Origin of the sequence: Catenulispora sp. EB89 (genome assembly GCF_041261445.1) — a bacterium.
GTDB lineage: Bacteria > Actinomycetota > Actinomycetes > Streptomycetales > Catenulisporaceae > Catenulispora.
Window position 1 is genome coordinate 209,281 of the sequence record NZ_JBGCCU010000010.1, and the last position, 18,852, is coordinate 228,132.

11 protein-coding genes and 2 pseudogenes are annotated in these 18,852 nt (G+C 69.9%); 9 read left to right on the forward strand and 4 right to left on the reverse strand.

Annotated features, from left to right (window positions below; genetic code table 11):
• Positions 1-32: 32 nt before the first annotated feature.
• The 4 genes and pseudogenes from ABH920_RS22990 to ABH920_RS23005 form a co-directional block, all read left to right on the forward strand.
• Positions 33-431 (forward strand): annotated as a pseudogene (locus ABH920_RS22990) (RICIN domain-containing protein); the annotation flags it as partial.
• A gap of 120 nt (positions 432-551) precedes the next feature.
• Positions 552-1,472 carry an NADP-dependent oxidoreductase gene (locus tag ABH920_RS22995; protein WP_370351140.1) on the forward strand — a complete coding sequence of 307 codons (921 nt, stop codon included), beginning with the start codon at positions 552-554 and terminating at the stop codon, positions 1,470-1,472.
• A gap of 19 nt (positions 1,473-1,491) precedes the next feature.
• Entirely contained in the window at positions 1,492-1,788 is a 297-nt protein-coding gene (locus ABH920_RS23000; RefSeq protein ID WP_370351141.1) for a hypothetical protein, read from the forward strand.
• A gap of 268 nt (positions 1,789-2,056) precedes the next feature.
• The gene (locus ABH920_RS23005) at positions 2,057-4,207 is read left to right on the forward strand and encodes a cellulose binding domain-containing protein (protein WP_370351142.1); all 2,151 of its coding nucleotides are present in this window, start codon (positions 2,057-2,059) and stop codon (positions 4,205-4,207) included.
• Between the two features lie 54 nt (positions 4,208-4,261).
• Here the strand turns inward: ABH920_RS23005 and ABH920_RS23010 are convergent, their stop codons facing one another.
• Positions 4,262-6,742 (reverse strand): glycoside hydrolase family 3 C-terminal domain-containing protein, encoded by a 2,481-nt coding sequence (locus ABH920_RS23010; protein ID WP_370351143.1) that lies wholly within the window; start codon positions 6,740-6,742, stop codon positions 4,262-4,264.
• Positions 6,743-7,246: 504 nt separating this feature from the next.
• Here ABH920_RS23010 and ABH920_RS23015 point away from each other — a divergent pair.
• From ABH920_RS23015 to ABH920_RS23035, 5 genes are all read left to right on the forward strand, one after another.
• Entirely contained in the window at positions 7,247-8,923 is a 1,677-nt protein-coding gene (locus ABH920_RS23015; RefSeq protein ID WP_370351144.1) for a hypothetical protein, read from the forward strand.
• A gap of 104 nt (positions 8,924-9,027) precedes the next feature.
• Entirely contained in the window at positions 9,028-10,044 is a 1,017-nt protein-coding gene (locus tag ABH920_RS23020; protein ID WP_370351145.1) for an ABC transporter permease, read from the forward strand.
• Entirely contained in the window at positions 10,041-11,021 is a 981-nt protein-coding gene (locus tag ABH920_RS23025; RefSeq protein WP_370351146.1) for a carbohydrate ABC transporter permease, read from the forward strand. The genes ABH920_RS23020 and ABH920_RS23025 overlap by 4 nt, the downstream gene beginning before the upstream one ends.
• 47 nt (positions 11,022-11,068) lie before the next feature.
• Complete coding sequence (locus tag ABH920_RS23030; protein WP_370351147.1) at positions 11,069-12,988, forward strand: beta-galactosidase; 1,920 nt, start codon at positions 11,069-11,071, stop codon at positions 12,986-12,988.
• A gap of 32 nt (positions 12,989-13,020) precedes the next feature.
• Entirely contained in the window at positions 13,021-13,593 is a 573-nt protein-coding gene (locus ABH920_RS23035) for a hypothetical protein (protein ID WP_370351148.1), read from the forward strand.
• A gap of 43 nt (positions 13,594-13,636) precedes the next feature.
• On the opposite strand, the gene ABH920_RS23040 is transcribed toward ABH920_RS23035, so the two are convergent.
• From ABH920_RS23040 to ABH920_RS23050, 3 genes and pseudogenes are all read right to left on the reverse strand, one after another.
• Positions 13,637-15,961: a prolyl oligopeptidase family serine peptidase gene (locus ABH920_RS23040; protein ID WP_370351149.1), complete on the reverse strand. Its 2,325-nt coding sequence runs from the start codon at positions 15,959-15,961 to the stop codon at positions 13,637-13,639.
• 32 nt (positions 15,962-15,993) lie between these two features.
• Positions 15,994-17,672: pseudogene (locus tag ABH920_RS23045) on the reverse strand (TIM-barrel domain-containing protein); the annotation flags it as partial.
• A 107-nt stretch (positions 17,673-17,779) separates the two neighbouring features.
• Positions 17,780-18,796 carry a LacI family DNA-binding transcriptional regulator gene (locus tag ABH920_RS23050; protein WP_370351150.1) on the reverse strand — a complete coding sequence of 339 codons (1,017 nt, stop codon included), beginning with the start codon at positions 18,794-18,796 and terminating at the stop codon, positions 17,780-17,782.
• Positions 18,797-18,852: the final 56 nt, after the last annotated feature.

The following is an 18,852-nucleotide window of genomic DNA, read 5'->3' on the forward strand; positions in this document are numbered from 1 at the left end:
GCGGTGGCGGTGGCGGTGGCGGTGGCGGCTGCGGCACGACCGGCGAACTGCACGCGGTCGGCGCCGGCAAGTGCCTGGACGTCCCCGACTCCTCGACCACGCCGGGCACGCAGCCGCAGATTTACGACTGCTGGGGCGGCGCGAACCAGACCTGGACGCGTACCTCGTCCGGCCAGCTGACTGTCACGATGAACGGGACGACGCTCTGCCTGGACGCGTACGACAACCAGACCTCACCGGGCACGAAGGTGGAGACCTGGTCGTGCAACGGCGGGCCGAACCAGCAGTGGAACGTCAACTCGAACGGCACGGTCACCGGCGTCCAGTCAGGGCTCTGCCTGGACGTGAGCCGGGCCAGTACCGCCGACGGGGCGCTGGTCCAGCTGTGGACCTGCAGCGGCGCCTCGAACCAGCACTGGACGTTGGGGTGAGAGCGGAAGCCGGTCTCGACCGACTGCCCTGACGCGGGGCGCCGGCGTGTCGAACGCGAGCGGCACGCCGACCGGCGTAACCCGGGTTTCGCTCCGCGGCGCGATGGAGATCGGTCAGAAATGCAAGCCGCTACCTATTCCGGGTACTCCGCCGACAACTCGCGCCTGACCGTCGGCGAGGTACCCGACCCCAAAGTCGGCCCGGGACAGGTGCTGATCGAGGTCCGCGCCGCCGGCGTGAACCCGGTCGACTGGAAGGTCATGGCCGGCGGCCTCGACGCCATGATGGACACCGTCTTCCCCGCCATCCCCGGCTGGGACGTCGCCGGCGTGGTCCGCGCCGCCGGCCCCGACACCCCCGAGTTCACGGCCGGAGACGAGGTCATGGCCTACGCCCGCAAGGACGTGGTCCAGGCCGGCACGTTCGCACAGCTGGTGACCGTCTCGGCGCGCGACGTGGCACGCAAGCCCGCGGCCCTGGACTGGGCTCAAGCAGGCGGCCTGCCGCTGGCCGGCCTCACCGCGCTGCGCTCGCTGGACGCCCTGCGCGTCGGCGCGCGCGACTCGCTGCTGGTGCACGCGGCGGCCGGCGGCGTGGGCAGCCTCGCGGTGCAGATCGCCCGGGCGCGCGGCGCACGCGTCATCGGCACGGCGTCCGAACGCAATCACGACTTCCTGCAGGCGCTCGGGGCGGAGCCGGTCACCTACGGCGACGGCCTCGCGGAGCGGGTGCGCGCGCTGGCGCCGGACGGCGTGACCACGGTGCTGGACTGCGTCGGCGGCCAGCTGGAGACGACGCTCGCGGTGCTGGCGGCCGGCGGACGACAGGTGTCGATCGCCGACCCGTCTGTGGCCGCGCACGGCGGCCGGTGGATCTGGGTGCGGCCCGACGGCGCAGGACTTGCGGAGCTGGCGTATCTCGCGAATCGGGGCCTGCTGACCGTCGAGGTCGCGCAGACGTTCGGGTTGACGGACGTGGCGGCGGCGTTCGACGTCAGTCGGACGGGGCGGGTGCGGGGGAAGCTTGTGATCGTGCCCTGAGGGGCGCAAGTAGTATCACGTGGTGATCTCCATGAGGGTGAACCGGGAGCTGCAAGGCGAGCTGGTAGCGAGGGCGGGGTGCGGGCTGCCGTGGGAGACCACACTCGCGAACCTTGACCGAGTGGCGTTTCCCCTGCTCGGCGCACTCGATCCGGTTGGCGACGCGGTCTTCAACCACCGGCAGATCCCGGCACTGCTCGGGGAGTTGGACCGGCTCCCCGCCGAGCGTGGCGGCGCGTGGGTCGCTGAAGTGCGGGCCCTGTGTGAAGTGGCCCTGCGCAGGCCGCATCACTATCTCCTGTTCCTCGGCGACTGATCCGACATATCAGGTCGCTGAGCGGCTCATGCCCCTGGCTGCCTGACCGCCCCCCAACCCGCCTTCCACGAAACTTTCGCGCAACGAGCGTCTGACCTGCGCCGCGCGCCCTCGCGCCACTACCGGCCCTGACATGCTCGTTCGATTTCGTTCGACGATCCGGCCGCTCGGCGGTCTTCCGTACGTCGCCCGACGCCTCTCGCCGGCGGAGCTACGCTCCGGCCGACACAGTCCGTCACCTCGGTGGAAGGCGAGCAATGTGAGCAGAATGATCCCCAGGAAGCCGGTCGGCGTGCTGCTCGCGCTGGCCGGCGTGATCGGGACCGTCACGGTTGGGGCGGTGCCGCAGGCGACCGCCGCGACCGCCGCGAGTGCGGTGTCGGTGACGGTGAACGGTACGGCCGGGCTCGGGAGCATTCCGGGCGGCGCGATCGGCCTGAACACGGCCGTCTACGACAGCAATATGAACGACACCCCGATCCCCGGCCTGCTGAAGGCCGCCGGAATCAATGCCCTGCGGTACCCGGGCGGCTCCTACTCCGACATCTACAACTGGCAGACCAACGTCGCGCAGGGCGGCTACGACGCCCCGAACACCAGCTTCGCCAACTTCATGGGGACCGCGCAGGCCGCCGCCGCGAGCCCGGTCATCGCCGTCAACTACGGCACCGGCACGCCGGCGTTGGCCGCCTCGTGGGTCCAGAACGCCACCGTGACCAACAAGTACGGCGTCTCCTACTGGGAGGTCGGCAACGAGGTTTACGGCAACGGCACCTACGGCGCGAACTGGGAGACCGACGCGCACTGCCAGACCTCCTCCGGCACCCCGGTGACCGTCGGCAGTGAGCCCGCGCAGACCTACGGCTGCGGTCCCGGCACCTACGCGACCAACGTCCTGAGCTACATGTCGGCGATGAAGGCCGTCAGCGCCAACGCCCACGTCTGCGCGGTCCTGACGACCCCGGGCGGCTGGCCCGACAACGTCACCAACCCCCAGACCAGCCCGCTGCCGTGGAACCAGACCGTCCTCACGGCGCTCGGCGTCAAGACCGACTGCGTCATCGTGCACTACTACCCCGGCGGCTCCAGCGCCGCGGCGATGCTCACCGCGACCAGCCAGATCTCCGGCATTGTCTCGACCGTCAAGTCGGAGATCAGCCAGTACGCGAAGGTGGACCCGTCCGCCGTCCCGATCCTCGTCTCCGAGGCCAACTCGAACGTGGACATGGACACCCAGCCCAACGCCCTGTTCGCCGCCGACATGTACATGACCTGGCTGGAGAACGGCGTCTCCAACGTGGACTGGTGGGACGAGCACAACGGCCCCGGCACCAACCCGCCGAGCATCGTCAACGGCGCCCAGGACTACGGCGACTACGGCATCTTCTCCAGCGGCGGCAACAACAGCGGCGTCACCGAGCCGGCGGTGGAGACGCCGTTCGCGCCGTACTACGGCATCGAGATGCTCTCCAAGCTCGGCGGCCCCGGCGACACCATGGTGAACAGCACGTCCTCCAACGCGCTGGTGCGCGTGCACGCGGTGCGCCGCGCCGGCGGGAACCTGGATCTGCTGATCGACAACGAGGATCCCGGCACCTCCTACACCGTGAACCTCGCCTACAACGGATTCACCCCCACCGGCAGCCCGACCGTCTTCACCTTCGCGAACAACGGGAACTCCATCACCAGCGCGACGCAGAGCTCTACCTCGTCCGTGACGGTCGCGCCCTACACGCTCACCGTCGTGCAGGTCCCCGGCAGCGGCGGGGGCGGCGTGACGGCGCCGGGCGCGCCGGGGCAGCCGGCCGTGTCCGGCCTGGCGTCCAGCACCTCGGGCACCAGCAGCGGCGTCGCCACCCTGACCTGGCCCGCGGCCACGGCCGGCACGTACCCGGTCGCGAACTACCAGGTCTACCAGCAGACCAGCGGCGGCGGGAGCACGCTCGCCGGCACCACCAGCGCCACCACGCTGAACCTCAGCGGCCTGACGATCGGCGCCGCCTACACCTACGACGTGGTCGCGGTGGACTCGCACGGCAACCCGTCGCTGCCCTCGCCACCGGTGACGTTCACCGTGCCGCCACCGGCCAACGCGAGCTGCGCGGTGCACTACGCGATCAGCAGCTCCTGGTCCGGCGGCTTCGGCGCCGCGATCACCGTCACCAACCGCGCCGCGACCGCGGTCAGCGGCTGGACCCTGACGTTCTCCTGGCCCGACTCCGGCGAGGCGGTCCAGAGCGGCTGGAACGGCACGTGGAGCCAGACCGGCTCGGCGGTGACCGTGACGAACGCCGCGTGGAACGGCACCATCGCGGCCGCCGGCGGCACGGTGAGCGTCGGCTTCAACGGCACCGACACCGGACAGGACCCGGCGCCGACGGTGTTCGCGCTCAACGGGACGGTGTGCGCGAACAATTGACCGGAGGGAGACGGCGCCTGGTTTCGCGACCAGGCGCCACTCCCGGGAATGTTCTTACGCGATGGACAGCTTCACCGAAGCGCTCGACGGCAGATCCACACTGGACCGGCCGACACCGAACTCGTACTCCCCGCTCTCGACAAGCAGCGCGCCGACGTCTTCCGACCAGTGCGCCAGCCGCTCCGCCGGCACCTCGAACACGACGGCGCGCGATTCCCCCGGCGCCAGCTCGATCCGCTCGAAGCCCTGCAGACGACGCAGGGGAGTGGGCACCGAGGCCTCAAGGGCATGCGAGTAAAGCTGCACGACTTCCTGCCCTGCGGTCGCACCGCTATTGGTGATCCGCGCCTCAGCCAATATCGTGAAGGATCCCAGCTGATCTTCGCGGACCTTCAGCACGAGGTCGCCGTACTCGAAAGTTGTGTACGACAAGCCATGGCCGAACGCGTACAGGTGCTCCCGCTGCGAGTACTGGTATGTCCAGCCCGAGCCGATGACGTCGTAGTCGTCGGGCGCGGGCAGGTCGGCGTCGGAGGCGTACCAGGTCTGCGGCAGCCGGCCGGCCGGGTTGTGGGCGCCGGTCAGCACCTCGGCGACGGCGTTGCCCAGCTCCTGGCCGCCGTGCGCGGTCCACACGATCGAGGGCACGTGGCGTGCGGCCCAGCCGATCGCGTACGGATAGCTCGACACCACGACGAGCGTGGTGTCCGGGTTCGCCTCGACGACCGCGCGCAGCAGCGCCTCCTGGTCTGCAGGCAGCGCGAGCCCGTCGCGGTCGATCGTCTCGCGTCCGTTGATGTGCGGGTCGTTGCCCAGCACCACGATCGCGTGCCGGGCCGAGGCGGCCGCGGCGACGGCCTGGCGGAGGCCGGAGGTGAGGGTTTCGACCACGAACGCCGTCGCGTCCTCGGCGGTGGCGGCGTCCGCGACGAGCCGGCCGTCGTCCTCGACGCGCAGGTAGCGGCCGCTGGCGTTCGAGCGCACGAGGGTCTGCCCGTCGGCCGCCGGGTGGAACTCCCACAGCTCCTTGACCACCCAGCCGTCCGGGGCCGCGGCGTCGGCCCGCACCTCGGTGTCGCCCTTGCCGGTGAGCGTCAGGTACTTGCCGTTCTCCACCGCCTGCAGGGTGCGCACCGGGACCGGGCATTGGACGCTGGTTCCCCAGTCCTGGTGGCAGAACGGCCCGAACACCGTCTCGCCGGCCCGCAGGGAGATCACGTCGGCGCCGTCCACCGTGGCAACGGCCCGGTCGCCGAAGGCGGTGCGCAGGCCGTCGGCGATGCTGACGGCGTAAGGCAGCTCGCCGCTGTACCAGTCGGTCAGCACCCTGTTTCCCAGGTGGCCGATCACTGCGACAGCCGGTCCGGGGTGGGCCGAGGCCGAGGCCGAACTCCGGGCCGGGGCCGCCTCGGACTCGGGCCGGGCCAGCGGAAGCGCCTCGTTCTCGTTCTTGAGCAGGACGACCGCCGCGCGCGCCGCCTCCAACGCCAGCGCGTTGTGCGCCGGGCTGCTGATGACGTCGGCGCGAATACCTGCGTACGGGTCGGCGGCGACGTCGAACTCGCCGGTGGCGGCCCGCATCGCCAGCAGCCGTCCGACCGCCGCGTCGATGTCGGCCTCGGTGATCAGGCCCTGCGCCAGGGCCTCGGTGAAGCGCTCGATCGTCGGCCGCGCGTCCGCGCCGTTGTCGGTGTAGCTGTCCACGCCGGCCTTGAGCGCGGCGGCGTGCGACTCCACGTGCGTGGCGAAGTACTTCTCGCGGTCGACCAGGTTCGACGGGGCCTGGGCGTCCGAGCAGACGACCAGCTCGGGATTCCACGCGCGCAGGGCGTCGTTGATCAGGGGATGGACGTGGTTGGGGACGCCGTTGGTGAGGTTATAGCCCGGCATCACCCCGGCGGCCACCCCCGCCTCGATCGGGCCGCGGAAGGCCGGGAGTTCGTACTCGTGCAGGACGCGCGGCGGCACGGTGATGTCGATGATGTCGCGGTCGGTCTCGACGTTGTACGCCAGGAAGTGCTTGAGCACCGGGGTGGTGCGCCAGATCGCCGGGTGGTCGCCGCGCAGCCCGCGGCAGTAGGCGGTGGCCAGCTCGGCGGTGGCGTGCGGATCCTCGCTGTAGCCCTCCTCGTTGCGGCCCCACCGGGGATCACGCAGCAGGTTCACCACCGGGGCCCAGACGTTGAGCGAGACCATCGGGTGCTTGTCCGCCACGTCGCTGGCCCGGAAGGCGTTCTCCGTGTCCTGACGGAACGCCCGGACCTCCGTCGCCACCGCTTCCCCCACGCGCCGGACCAGGTCCCGGTCCCACGTCGCGCCCAGCCCGACCGCCTGCGGGAACACCGTCGCGCGCCCGATCCAGGCCACGCCGTGCAGCGCCTCGCAGCCGGTGTGGAACGCGTCCAGGCCCAGCCGCTCGATCGCGGGCTGGTGCTGGTGCAGGAACGCGATCCGCTCGGCCACGGACAGCTGCGCGAGCAGGGCGGCCGCCCGCGCGGCGGTGTCGGGGACGGCGGTGTCGGGGACTTCAGTCACGGGACGGCCTTTTCGTCGGCGGCGGTGCGGACACCGCGGGGGAACCGTTACATGGCCTCGGACAGCGGTCCGGCCGAGGCCCGGCAGGGCTCGCATGTCGAAGCGCTTCGAAAGTCCCATCTATCGAAGCCTCTGTCAACCCTGGCCGCCGCTCGATCTGAGGGCTTCGCTGCTGCTCAAAGTGGCTTAGACCAATTCCCGGCGGCGATTCGTGGCGAGGATTCCTGACCGAGGCATGGGATGTTTAAACCGATTTGGCCGCTCCACCGATACCGAAACGTGACCGTCGACCCTTGCGCCGCTGGTTGGGCTGACTTAACCTCAACGCAATATTGAAGCGCTTCGACAGTGCTCGCTGATCGTGCGTCAGCCCTGAGCCCGCACCAGCCGACAGCCGCACCACCACCTCTGTCGTGGCCCTGACACGCCCGCCGGCAGCCGGCGGGGCGTGCCGTGGGGCACCAACCATCTCGTTTCGTCTCGTTTCGTTGACTGGAGAGTTCAATGTCGAGCACCAACGCGTTCCCGCGCCGCGGATTCCTCACGGCGTCCGCCGGCGTGGCCGGCGCGATCGGGCTGTCTCCGCTGTTGGCGGCCTGCGGCAACAACGGCGGCAAGGGCGGGGCGAGCACCAAGGCGGCGATCCAGGCCGTGCTGCCGACGTACAAGCCGCTGTCCGGCGCGGTCACCCCGGACATCCCATCGGTGGCCGGCGCCAACGGCGCCATGACCAACCCCGGCTTCCTGGCCTACCCCACCAACCTGGTCAAGACGGTGACCGGCGCGGTCGGCTCGGGCGGCAAGTACACCGGCGTCGCGCCGTCGTGGAACCCGGTCCCGCCGGCCGGCAACTCCTTCTACACCGCGGTGAACAAGGCGCTGGGCGCGAACTTCGTCTCGCAGCCCGCCAACGGCAACACCTACAACACGGTGATCCCGCCGCTGATCGCGGCGAACAAGCTGCCGGACTGGCTGGCCGTCCCGGGCTGGCTCAACAGCCAGTTCAACACCGGCGGCCTGGTCGGCACCCGGCTGGCCGATCTGACGACGTACCTCGGCGGCGACGCGATCCTGGAATACCCGAACCTCGCTGCCCTCCCCAGCGGCGCCTGGCAGTGCGGGATCTGGAACAACCGGCTCTACGGCATCCCGACGAACGCCGACAGCCTCGGCTTCGCCGGCGCCCTGTACTACCGCAAGGACCTGCTGGACGCCAAGGGCATCACGCCCAACGTCAAGACCGCCGACGACTTCATGGCCCTGGGCCAGGAGATCAACAACCCCAAGGGCGGCGTGTGGGCCTTCGACGACCTGCTGGTGTACCTGTACCAGGTCTTCAAGGTGCCGCTTGGCGGCTGGTACCTGGAGAACGGCAAGATCAAGAACGCCGGCGAGCACCCGGCCATGCTGGAGTGCCTGGCCTGGGCCAACAAGATCGCAAAGGCCGGGCTGGTCCACCCCGACGCCATCGCCGGCGTGAACACCACCAATCCCAGCCGGTTCATGGCCGGCAAGGTCTTCATCGAGGGCGGCGGCGCGTCCGGCATGAGCGGCTCGGACGCGAAGAGCGGCACGGCGGGCAAGGCCGGCTACCAGCGCGCGGTGTTCCCGGTGTTCTCCTTCGACGGCTCGACCCCGACCATCGCCCTGGGCGGCTCCTCGGGCTACCTGAGCTACCTGAACAAGAACCTGAGCCCGGCCCAGATCAAGGAGTGCCTGCGGATCGCGAACTTCTTCGCCGCGCCGTTCGGCTCCTCCGAGTACAACCTGCTCAACTACGGAGTCGAGGGCATCCACTACACGATGGGCGCCGACGGGCCGGTACGCACCACCGAGGGCTCCAACACCGCGGCCGACAGCATCTACGGCTTCTTCAGCACTCCGCAGACCGCGGTCTACAACGCGGGCTACCCCGACGTCACCAAGGCCTACGAGACCTGGTGCGCCGACGCGGCCAAGTACGCCTACAAACCGATGTTCTGGAACCTGAACATCACGGTGCCGGATCAGTACTCCAAGATCGCCGGTGCCTCCGAACTGTGGGACGCGACGCAGGCCGTGGCACACGGCAAGCAGCCGATGTCCTACTACCAGGACGCGTACTCGACGTGGAAGAGCGGCGGCGGAGACGCCCTGGGCACCTGGTACCAGCAGAACGTCATTGACAAGGGCCTGAGCTAGCGGGCCCCCGGGTCCGGCCGCCGGGCGCGCTTGAGGGGGCGACGTCGCGGCGGCCGGGCCCGCCTTCGCGGTGAGTCACTGGTACAGGGATGGGAGTGGGGCAGATGGCGGTGATGGCGGACGGTGCGGCCGTGCCGGAGGAAACGAAGCCGAGGCGGGAGTCGCCGCCGGGGGCGTGGGAGCAGACCGGTCCGGCGCCGGCCAGGCCGGGCGGCCTGAGCCGGTGGGCCCGTCTGCGGCGCGACCGCTCGCTCCTGTTCATGATCGCCCCGGCGATGCTGGTGCTGCTGGTCTTCGCCTACCTGCCGATGTTCGGCACGATCTCGGCGTTCGAGTACTACGACCCCATCTACGGGTTCTTCCACAGCGACTTCGTCGGGATGAAGAACTTCACCGACCTGATGGGCGACCCGGCGTTCTGGCACGCGTTCGAGAACACGCTGGTGCTGAGCCTGGTGCAGATCGTGCTGTACTTCCCGGTCCCGATCGGGCTGGCGCTGCTGCTGAACACCGTGATCAGCACCAAGCTCCGGTCCTTCATCCAGGCCGTGGTGTACCTGCCGCACTTCTTCTCCTGGGTGCTGGTCATCACCATCTTCAACCAGATGCTCGGCGGCGCCGGCCTGCTCAACCAGTTCCTGCGCCAGCACCACATGGCGACCTGGAACATCATGTCCAGCGGATCGGCGTTCAAGTACCTGGTGACCTTCCAGGCGGTGTGGAAGGAGGCTGGCTGGGGGATCATCGTCTTCCTGGCCGCACTGGCCGCCATCGACCCGGCGCTGTACGAGTCGGCCGCGGTGGACGGCGCGAACCGGTGGCGCCGGACGTGGCACATCACGCTGCCCGGGATGCGCGGCATGATCGTGCTGATGCTGGTCCTGCGGCTGGGCAACGCGCTCAACGTCGGGTTCGAGCAGATGCTCATCCAGCGCCAGGCGGTCGGGGCGCAGCACGCCGAGGTCCTGGACACGTTCGCCTACTTCTACGGCATCGGCAACGGCAACTTCGGCTACGGCGCGGCGGCTGGCCTGTTCAAGGGCGTGATCTCGCTGATTCTGATCTTCGCGGCCAACAAGATGGCGCACAAGCTCGGTGAGGACGGGTTGTACCGCAAATGAGCACACTGTCGACAGCTTCCACCTCCGGCCGCCGCAAGCCGCCGGCCGGCAACGTCCCGCGCAAGCGTGCCAAGGGGCGCGCGGTCTGGGAGGACCGGCCGACCCTGGTCGGCCAGTTCGGCAAGGGCATGGTGCTCACGGTCGTCGTGCTGGCCATCGCGCTGCCGCTGTACGCCATCGTCCTGACCAGCTTCTCCAGCGAGGGCGCCATCACCCGCGCCGGCGGCAGCCTGGTGGTGGTGCCGGACGGGCTGAGCCTCGGCGCCTACCGGGAGATCTTCTCCAACGGCGTCGTCACCCGCGCGGTGCTGGTCAGCGTCGGGATCACGGTCGTCGGCACAGCGGTGTCGATGGTGCTCAGCATCCTGTGCGCGTACGGCCTGTCCCGGGCCCGCTCCTTCGGGCACCGGTTCTTCCTGGGCGCGATGATCTTCACCATGTTCTTCGGCGGCGGCCTGATCCCCGGCTTCCTGGTGGTCAGCGAGCTGCACGGCTACGACAACTACTGGGCCCTGATCCTGCCCAGCTGCCTGTCGGTCTTCAACATCCTGATCATGCGGGGCTTCTACCAGGCCACCGCCCAGGAGATGATCGACGCCGCGCGGATCGACGGCGCCGGGGAGTGGCGCATCCTGTGGTCGGTGGTGCTGCCCACGACCAAGGCGGTGACCGCGGTGATGACGCTGTTCTACGCGGTCGGGTACTGGGGTTCGTGGTTCAACACCCTGCTGTACATGCCGTTCGACAATTCCAAGTGGTCCCTGTCGTATGTGCTGTACGAGTACGTCAACCTCGGCGCGAAGATGCCGGGCGTCGACACCGCCGGAGCCGGGGACACTGTGCAGCACCAGGCCGCGTCTCCGTTCGGGATCTCGATGGCCGTGGTCGTGCTCACGCTCATTCCGATCCTGGTCGTCTACCCCTTCCTGCAGAAGCACTTCACCAAGGGCATGCTCACCGGCGCCATCAAGGGCTGAACCGCTGAACGATGCCCGGCCACGGGCCCGCGAAAGGAACGATCACCATGCCATCGCTCGGCGACGCCACCGGCGGCCGCATCCTGTTCGGCGGCGACTACAACCCCGAACAGTGGCCGCGCGAAGTCTGGGAGGAGGACGTGCGGCTGATGCGGGAGGCCGGGGTGAACCTGGCCACGGTCGGCGTGTTCTCCTGGGCCCTGCTCGAACCGCGGCCCGGCGAGCGCGATTTCGGCTGGCTCACCGACGTCCTGGACCTGCTGCACGCCAACGGCATCGGCGTGGGGCTGGCCACGCCGACCGCGTCGACGCCGCCGTGGATGGGCCACCGCTGGCCCGAGACGCTGCCGCGCAACCCGGACGGGACGGTGCGGACGTACGGTTCGCGCAACGCGTACTGCCCGTCGTCCCCGGTGTACCGGGCCTTCGCGGACGCGATCAGCGCCGATCTGGCCTCCGTCTACGCGCACCACCCGGCGCTGCGGATGTGGCACATCGGCAACGAGTTCGGGACGGTGTGCTACTGCGATCAGTGTGCTGAGCGCTTCCGGCACTGGCTGCAGGCCAGGTACGGGGACCTCGACGCGCTGAACGAGGCGTGGGGGACCGCGTTCTGGTCGCAGCGCTACTGCGAGTGGGAGGAGGTCATCCCGCCGCGCCAGGTGCAGTACGTCATCAACCCCACCCAGGACCTCGACTACCAGCGCTTCGCCTCCGACCTGCTGCTGGAGCGGTTCAACGCGGAGCGGGACATCGTGCGCGGCGCCAACCCCGCGGTGCCAATAACGACCAACTCGATGATGTTCTTCAAGGCCACAGACCTGTGGCGATGGGGCGCCGAGGAGGACTTCACCTCGCTCGACGCCTACCCCGACCCCAACAGCCCACTGGCAGCATGCGACGGTGCGATGGCCCAGGACCTGATTCGCTCCGTCGGCGGCGGCAAACCGTGGCTGATGATGGAGCAGACACCGGGCCGCGCCGGATTCCGCCATGTGGCCACCCCCAAACGCCCCGGCCTGAACCGCTTGTGGTCGCTGCAGGCGCTGGCGCGCGGCGCCGACGGGATCCTGCACTTCCAGTGGCGCGCCTCGAAGCAGGGGGCTGAGCGTACTCATGGCGCGATGCTTCCGCATGCGGGTCCTGACTCGCGGATCTTTCGCGAGGTGTGCGACCTGGGCAAGGAGCTGGGGGATCTGGCAGACGTGCTGGGCACCGCGGTCGCCGCCTCGGTCGCGATTGTGCTGGACTGGGATTCCTGGCGCGGGGTCGAGCTGGACCATCAGCCGCACAGCGGGTTCCGTTACGTCGACCGCATTCGCGAGTACTACACGCCGTTGTGGAAGGCGAACGTGACGGTCGATTTCGTGCATCCCGAAGCTGATCTGAGCCGGTACAAGCTTGTCGTGGCGCCGAACCTGTACCAGGTCTCTGATGCTGCTGCGGAGAACGTCATCGGCTATGTCCGCGGCGGCGGGCATCTGGTGCTCGGTCCCTTCTCCGGCGTCGCGGACCCCGACGAGCGCATCCGGCTCGGCGGCTACCCGGCGCCGTTCCGCGACCTGCTGGGCTTGCGGATCGAGGAGTACTGGCCGCTGCCGGACGACGAGCCCCTGACGTTGCACTCGGAGGTGTTCGGTGACTTCAGTGCGCAGTCCTGGGCCGAGTGGCTGACGGCCGGTGCGGGGACGGCGCTCGCCGAGATCGCCTCGGGCCCCCTGGCCGGCATCCCCGCCATTGTCGGCAACACCTACGGCGCGGGCACGGCTTGGTACGTGGCGACGCTGCCCGAGGAGCGCGTCCTGGCGCGCCTGCTGGACCTCGCCTGCTCACAGGCCGGCGTCGAATCGGTTCTCCCAGGCCTCCCGGAGGGGGTCGAGGCGGTACGGCGGGGCGAGTTCGTGTTCGTCCTCGATCACGCTCGGGGGACCGTCGACATCCGCTTGGCAACGACGGCCGCAGTGTAGAAAAGCGCTTGCCCGCCGCGGACACTGGAGGCATGAGGATAACGGGGAAGCTGAGTCCGCAGGAGTTCTGGGAGCGCATCGACGAAGGCGAGGCGCGCGTCCGCGCCGAGGCCGGGGCGCTGACGCTGTTCGGCGTGGACGGCTGGACGGGCCCGTGGGAGACCGGCGACTGGGAGTGGGTGAACGACCAGCTGGCGTCGGCCGGTCTCGCCCACGGCGATCGCCAGGGCGCGGGCGCCTTCATCCAGGTGAAGACGACCACTGACGATCCCACGGAGGCCGTCATCGGCCGCAGGCTGGCAGCGCTTATGTCCACGACCGAACCTCAGGATTTCCCAACCCTGCGAAGCCGCCTCCGCGCAGACCCCGGGGCGCCGGTGGTCGTGACCATCGACGACGAGCCCTGCGAGTTCCGCCAGTGGCGCGACGCCGACGACAACGGCGGCTGGCTGGCCGCGGGCCGCGACGGCGAGGCGGGACTCGTCATCGAGGCCTCGGCCGATGTGGACATCACGCACCTTCGGCTGGTGCGCGTGACGGACATCGAGCCGTACATCGCGGGGCGACGTGCTCGCCTGCGGCGGGCGCGCGGCGAGGACGCTTGAGCCGGTAGGCGGTTCGGTCACCTGCCCAGTCACCTGCCCAGACCTACAACCACCGATCGCACCAAGCGCGGATCCGCCCCAACGCATCGAGCTGATGCGCCCGCTCATGCAGCCCATGACCCTCGCGCGGGTAGACGACGAGCTCGTGCTCGACCCCGAAGTGCCGCAGCGCCCGATGGAAGTGGACGGCCTGGCTGAGCGGGACGTTGGCGTCCTCCTCACCGTGCAGGATCAACACCGGGGTACGGATCCGCGCCGCGTACGAGATCGGACTGTTCCGGTCATGCACATGCGGCCCGGGCCCGTCCCACCCGGTGCCGCCGCCGAGCGCCGCATCGATGACCCCGCACTCGCCGGTCCCGGCCTGCATCCCCCAGTCGCTGATCCCGGCACCCACGATCGCGGCCTTGAACCGCCCGGTCTGCCCAACGGCCCACGCCGCCATGAAGCCACCATGGCTCCACCCGGAGATGCCCAGGCGCGCCGGATCGGCGACGCCCTCGGCGACGAGCAGGTCGATGCCGGCGAGGATGTCGGTGAACTCGGTGGCGTCGGTCGGGCTGCTGAGCGCCCCGCTGACCGGGCTGCCCACTGCGCCGGGCGCCGTGTCGCAGACTGCACCCTTGCCGCCGACCGCGCCGGGCACCGTCCCGCCGACCGTGCCAGCCGCGTTGTCGCCGACCGCCCCGCTGACCGAGCTGCCCACCGGGTCGGGCACCTCGCCGCCGACTGCGCCGACCGGATTGCCGACTGTGCCGCCTTCCGTGCTGGGAACCGTGCCGCCGACCATCCCGCCGACCATGCCAGTCACCGCGCCGTCGACTGCCCCGATGACCGGGCTGCCGACCGCAGTGCCGACCGTGCCGGGCGCCGCCTCGCTGACTGGGCTGCCGGCCGCGCCACCCACCTTGCCGGCCACCACCGCGGCGAACTCGTGGCCGTGGCCCGATCCGCCGCGGGGGTTGGCCAGGAAGACCGCGTAGCCGGCGCTCGCCAGCCACTGGGCGCAGTCGACCACGGTGAGTGTGAACTCGTCAGCGTGTCGGTAGTACGGGCCGCCGTGGACCAACGTCACGAGCGGGAAGGGGCCCTCGGCACGCGTCCGGCCGGGCGGCAGGATCAGCAGGCCGTCCAGGCGGAGCCCATCAGGGGCCTGGTAGCTGAGCCGTTCCTGGCTGCCCCAGCGGATCCCGCGCAGTTCGGGGCTGGTGTCGCTGAGCCGGAGCAGTGCCCCGCCGGTGGGCCCCGCGTAGACGTTCTTGGGCTCGAGCCCGGCGCTCATCAGCACAGCGAGGCTCTGTCCGGAGCGACTAGCGGTGAGCCCAGCAAGCATGCCGAGCGTGCCGGACAACCGGTGGAACCGCTGCGAAGACGGATCGAGCCGATACAGCGCGGTATCGAGCCCGTCGGCGAACAGCGCCAGCGGCGGCCCGGCGGCGACCTGCAGCAGCTCGGTGGGGCAGACGGACATGCCAGCCGTGAGATTGCGGTGTGCGACAGTCGAGTCGGCCGGGCCGCTCACCGGCGGATTCATGTCGAGCACAGCGACCCCGCCGACAAGGTGCCCGGGGGTCACCGCCAGGTGCGCCAGATGCCATACGCCGTCGTGGATCCACCACACCGGGGACTGGGCCTCGAATCCGACGGGGCCAAGGTCCTGGACGGCGCCCAGGTCAGGCGCGACCAGATGCAGCCTCGCCGTCATGACACCGGGGTCGACTTCGGGCGTGGCCCAGCTCAGCACCGCCAACGGACCACCGTCCGGACGCTGACTCAGTCCCACGACATGGCGGTCTCCGAGTTCGCAGACGGTGCGCACCACGCCGGTCGCCAGGTCGAGCAGGCGCAGCCGGGTGACCGGGAGGTGTCGGCCCCAGACCTTTGGGTCGTGACTCCCGGCCTCAAGCTGCTCGTCTTCGGCGAGCAGCGCGACAGTCCGGCCGTCGGCGAGCGGGTAGTAGTCGGAGATGCCGCCGTGCCACGTGGTCAGGGCCAGGGTCAGGGTCAGGGGCTCTGCATCGGCGACGTCCCCGGTGCCAGGCAGAGAGATCCGATGGAGCTGAGCAGCGCCCGGCTCCGCGCGGTCGGAGATGAAGAACAGAGAAGCCGAGTCCGGTGCCCACTTTGGAGCAGCATCGTGGGCAGTGCCGTCGGTCAGGCGACGCGGAGCCGTGCTCCCATCGGCAGCGGCGACCCAGATGGAGCTAAGCGGATATCCGTCCCCACCGCTATTGGCGACCACGCCATACGCGACCAACCGACCGTCCGGCGACATGGCCGGCGCCACAGGCACGGCCATGTCCACCACCACCTCCGCAGTGAGCACGTCAGCCGACTCGGCGATGGGGCCCGCCGCAGGGTGAGACATGCGGGCCATCCTGTCGCACCGACGAGCCGGTGTCAGTCGAGTTTCGCAGCCGCGATCGGCAACTCGGCACCGTCGCGCAGGAACAACGGAATCCGCTCCAACGGCGCGTCAACCGTCACCATCCGCCCGCCCTCGTACTCCTCACCAGTCCACGCGTCCCGCCACGAAGCCCCCGCCGGCAGGTACACGTCCCACACCCGCGCGTCCGCCTCCAGCACCGGCGCCACCAGCAGGTCCCTGCCGAACATGTACGCGCTGTCCACCTCCCATGCCCGCGCGTCGGATGGGAACTCCAGGAAGCACGGCCGCATCGGCGGCAGCCCGCTGTCGTGCGCCTCGCGCATCGTGCCCAGGACATAAGGCTTCAGCCGCTCGCGCAACCGGATGTAGTCCGCCATGATCCCCTCGGCCTCCTCGCCGTAGGACCAGATCTCGTTCGGCGCACCGGTCATCGACGGCCCGAACGGTTCGGAGGGACGCCGCAGGCCATGCAGCCGGAAGATCGGGCTGAACGCACCGAACTGGAACCAGCGCACCATCAGCTCCCGGTACTCCGGGGTCCGCGGATCGCCGCCGTGGAAACCGCCGATGTCCGTGTTCCACCACGGGATGCCGCTCAGGGCGGTGTTCAGGCCGGCTGGGATCTGGCGGCGGAAGGTGGCGAAGTCCGTGTTGATGTCGCCGGACCACAGAATCGCTCCGTACCGCTGCGACCCGGCCCACGCCGAGCGGTTCAGCGTCACCACGTCCGCGCGCCCCTCGGCGTGCATGCCCTCGTAGAACATGCGCGAGTTCTCCCGCGGATACATGTTGCCGACTTCCAAGCGAGTACCGGCGTAGTAACGCAGGTTGGCCGGGTAGCCGGGCTTGAGCTCCGGCTCGCACACATCCGCCCAGAAGACCTCGACACCGATCGCCAAATACGAGTCGCGCACCTTCTCCCACACAAAGGCGCGCGCGTCCGGATTGGTCGCGTCGTAGAACGCCACCTGAACCGTCTTGTCGATGCCTTTGTCCGGCCAGTCCGCATGCGCGACCGGCCCGAACTCGGTGCCGATCAGCAGCCCACGACGCTCCATCTCCGCGTGGTACTCCGACAGCGGACTGACAGACGGCCACACCGAGACCATCAGCCGCGTGCCATACCCCGCCAGTTCCTTCACCGCCGCGGCCGGATCCGGCCACTCCGCCGGATCGAAGCGCCACTCGCCCAAGTGCGTCCAGTGGAAGAAGTCGGCGACGATCACGTCCAACGGCAGCCCCCGCCGGTGGTACTCGCGCGCCACCGCCAACAACTCCTCCTGCGAGCGGTAGCGCAGCTTGCACTGCCAGAACCCCGCAGCCCACTCCGGCAGCATCGGCGCGTGCCCGGTGGCGTCGGCGTAGCGCCGCTGGACGTCGGCCGCCGATCCGGCGGTGATCCAGTAGTCGAGCTGCCGCGCGCTGTCGGCGACCCACCGCGTGCCGTTGGCCGCCAACTCCACGCGCCCGATCGCCGGGTTGTTCCGAGCTCGATCACCGCGCCCTTCTGGTCGAGCATCCCGTGCTGGTGCTGCCCGAGGCCGAACAGCTTCTCGTCCGGATACGCGGCGAAGCGCTGCTCCAGCCGCGCGTAGCCGCTGCCGTGCGCGGTACGCAGCCGCGGCCCGGGCCACCAGAAGTGCGCGTCCTGCTCGGCCAGCAGCTCGAAGCCGTCGGCGGTGCGGCGGAACTCGCCTCGTTCGTGGGCGAGCGAGGCCAGCGGGTTCTCTTCAGACACGGGTACTGCACACCTTTCCAGACACGGAGAACGTCAGGACGCTCAAAGCACAAGGAACGTCAAGAAGCCGAGGCCGGTGCGGCCGCGCTGGACTCACGCACGGTGAGCAGCGGCGGAAGCAGCATCAGCGACGAGCGCCGATCCCCCTCCAACTGCGTCATCACCTGACGCACCGCGTGTCGGCCCATCTCCTGCGCCGGGATCGAAACGCTCGTCAACCGCGGCGACGACTGCAACGCCACCTGGTCGGGACAGATCGCCACGACGCTCGCGTCCTCCGGCACCAGCCGCCGGGACAGCCGCAACAGGCTCAGCAACGGCGCGATCGCCGCCTCGTTCTGCACCACGAACCCGGTCGTGCTCGGCCGCTCCTCCAGGATCCGCGCCAGCACCCCGGCGGTGGACTCGTACGTGCCCTCACACGGCCGGTGCACGGCCCGGATCCCGCGCTCGGCCACCCGGCGCTGGAACCCGGCCAGCGTCCGGGCCGCGAAGCCGGTGTGCCGGCGGTAGACGGCCTCGCTCTCGCCGATCAGGGCGACGTCGCGGTGCCCGAGGTCGGCCAGGTGGTCCACGCACGCCGCCCCGGTGGCGTCGAAGTCCAGGTCGACGCAGGTCAGGCCGGCGGCGTCGGCGGGCAGTCCGATCAGCACCGCCGGGGTGTCGGTCTCGCGCAGCACCGGGATCCGGTCGTCGTCGAGTTCGACGTCCATCAGGATCATGGCGTCGGCCACGCCGCTGCCGGAGATCCGGCGCACGCCGCCGGTGCCCTCGTCCTTGGTGAGCAGCAGCACGTCCTGCCCGAACTCGCGGGCCTCGGTGGTCACCGCCATCGCGATCTCCATGATCACCGGCACGTACATGTCGCTGCGCAGCGGCACCATCAGCGCCAGGGTGTTGGAGCGGTTCGAGGCCAGCGCGCGGGCGCCGGCGTGCGGGTGGTAGCCCAGCTCGGCGATCGCCGCCTCCACCTTGCGCCGGGTGTCCTCGGAGATGGAGCGTTTTCGCGACAGCACGTACGAAACCGTCGACGACGAGACGCCCGCTTGGCGGGCGACCTCGGCGATGGTCACCATGGGTCCTCCTGGCGGCCGTGCCCGCACGGTGTCGGCGGACGCGGGCCGTGTGGATA

Excerpts from the sequence above, each read along its gene's own strand:
- ABH920_RS22995 (WP_370351140.1), top strand. The coding sequence starts at position 552 with ATGCAAGCCGCTACCTATTCCGGGTACTCCGCCGACAACTCGCGCCTG.
- ABH920_RS23005 (WP_370351142.1), top strand. The coding sequence starts at position 2,057 with ATGATCCCCAGGAAGCCGGTCGGCGTGCTGCTCGCGCTGGCCGGCGTG.
- ABH920_RS23015 (WP_370351144.1), top strand. The coding sequence starts at position 7,247 with ATGTCGAGCACCAACGCGTTCCCGCGCCGCGGATTCCTCACGGCGTCC.
- ABH920_RS23020 (WP_370351145.1), top strand. The coding sequence starts at position 9,028 with ATGGCGGTGATGGCGGACGGTGCGGCCGTGCCGGAGGAAACGAAGCCG.
- ABH920_RS23025 (WP_370351146.1), top strand. The coding sequence starts at position 10,041 with ATGAGCACACTGTCGACAGCTTCCACCTCCGGCCGCCGCAAGCCGCCG.
- ABH920_RS23030 (WP_370351147.1), top strand. The coding sequence starts at position 11,069 with ATGCCATCGCTCGGCGACGCCACCGGCGGCCGCATCCTGTTCGGCGGC.
- ABH920_RS23035 (WP_370351148.1), top strand. The coding sequence starts at position 13,021 with ATGAGGATAACGGGGAAGCTGAGTCCGCAGGAGTTCTGGGAGCGCATC.
- ABH920_RS23040 (WP_370351149.1), bottom strand. The coding sequence starts at position 15,961 with ATGTCTCACCCTGCGGCGGGCCCCATCGCCGAGTCGGCTGACGTGCTC.
- ABH920_RS23050 (WP_370351150.1), bottom strand. The coding sequence starts at position 18,796 with ATGGTGACCATCGCCGAGGTCGCCCGCCAAGCGGGCGTCTCGTCGTCG.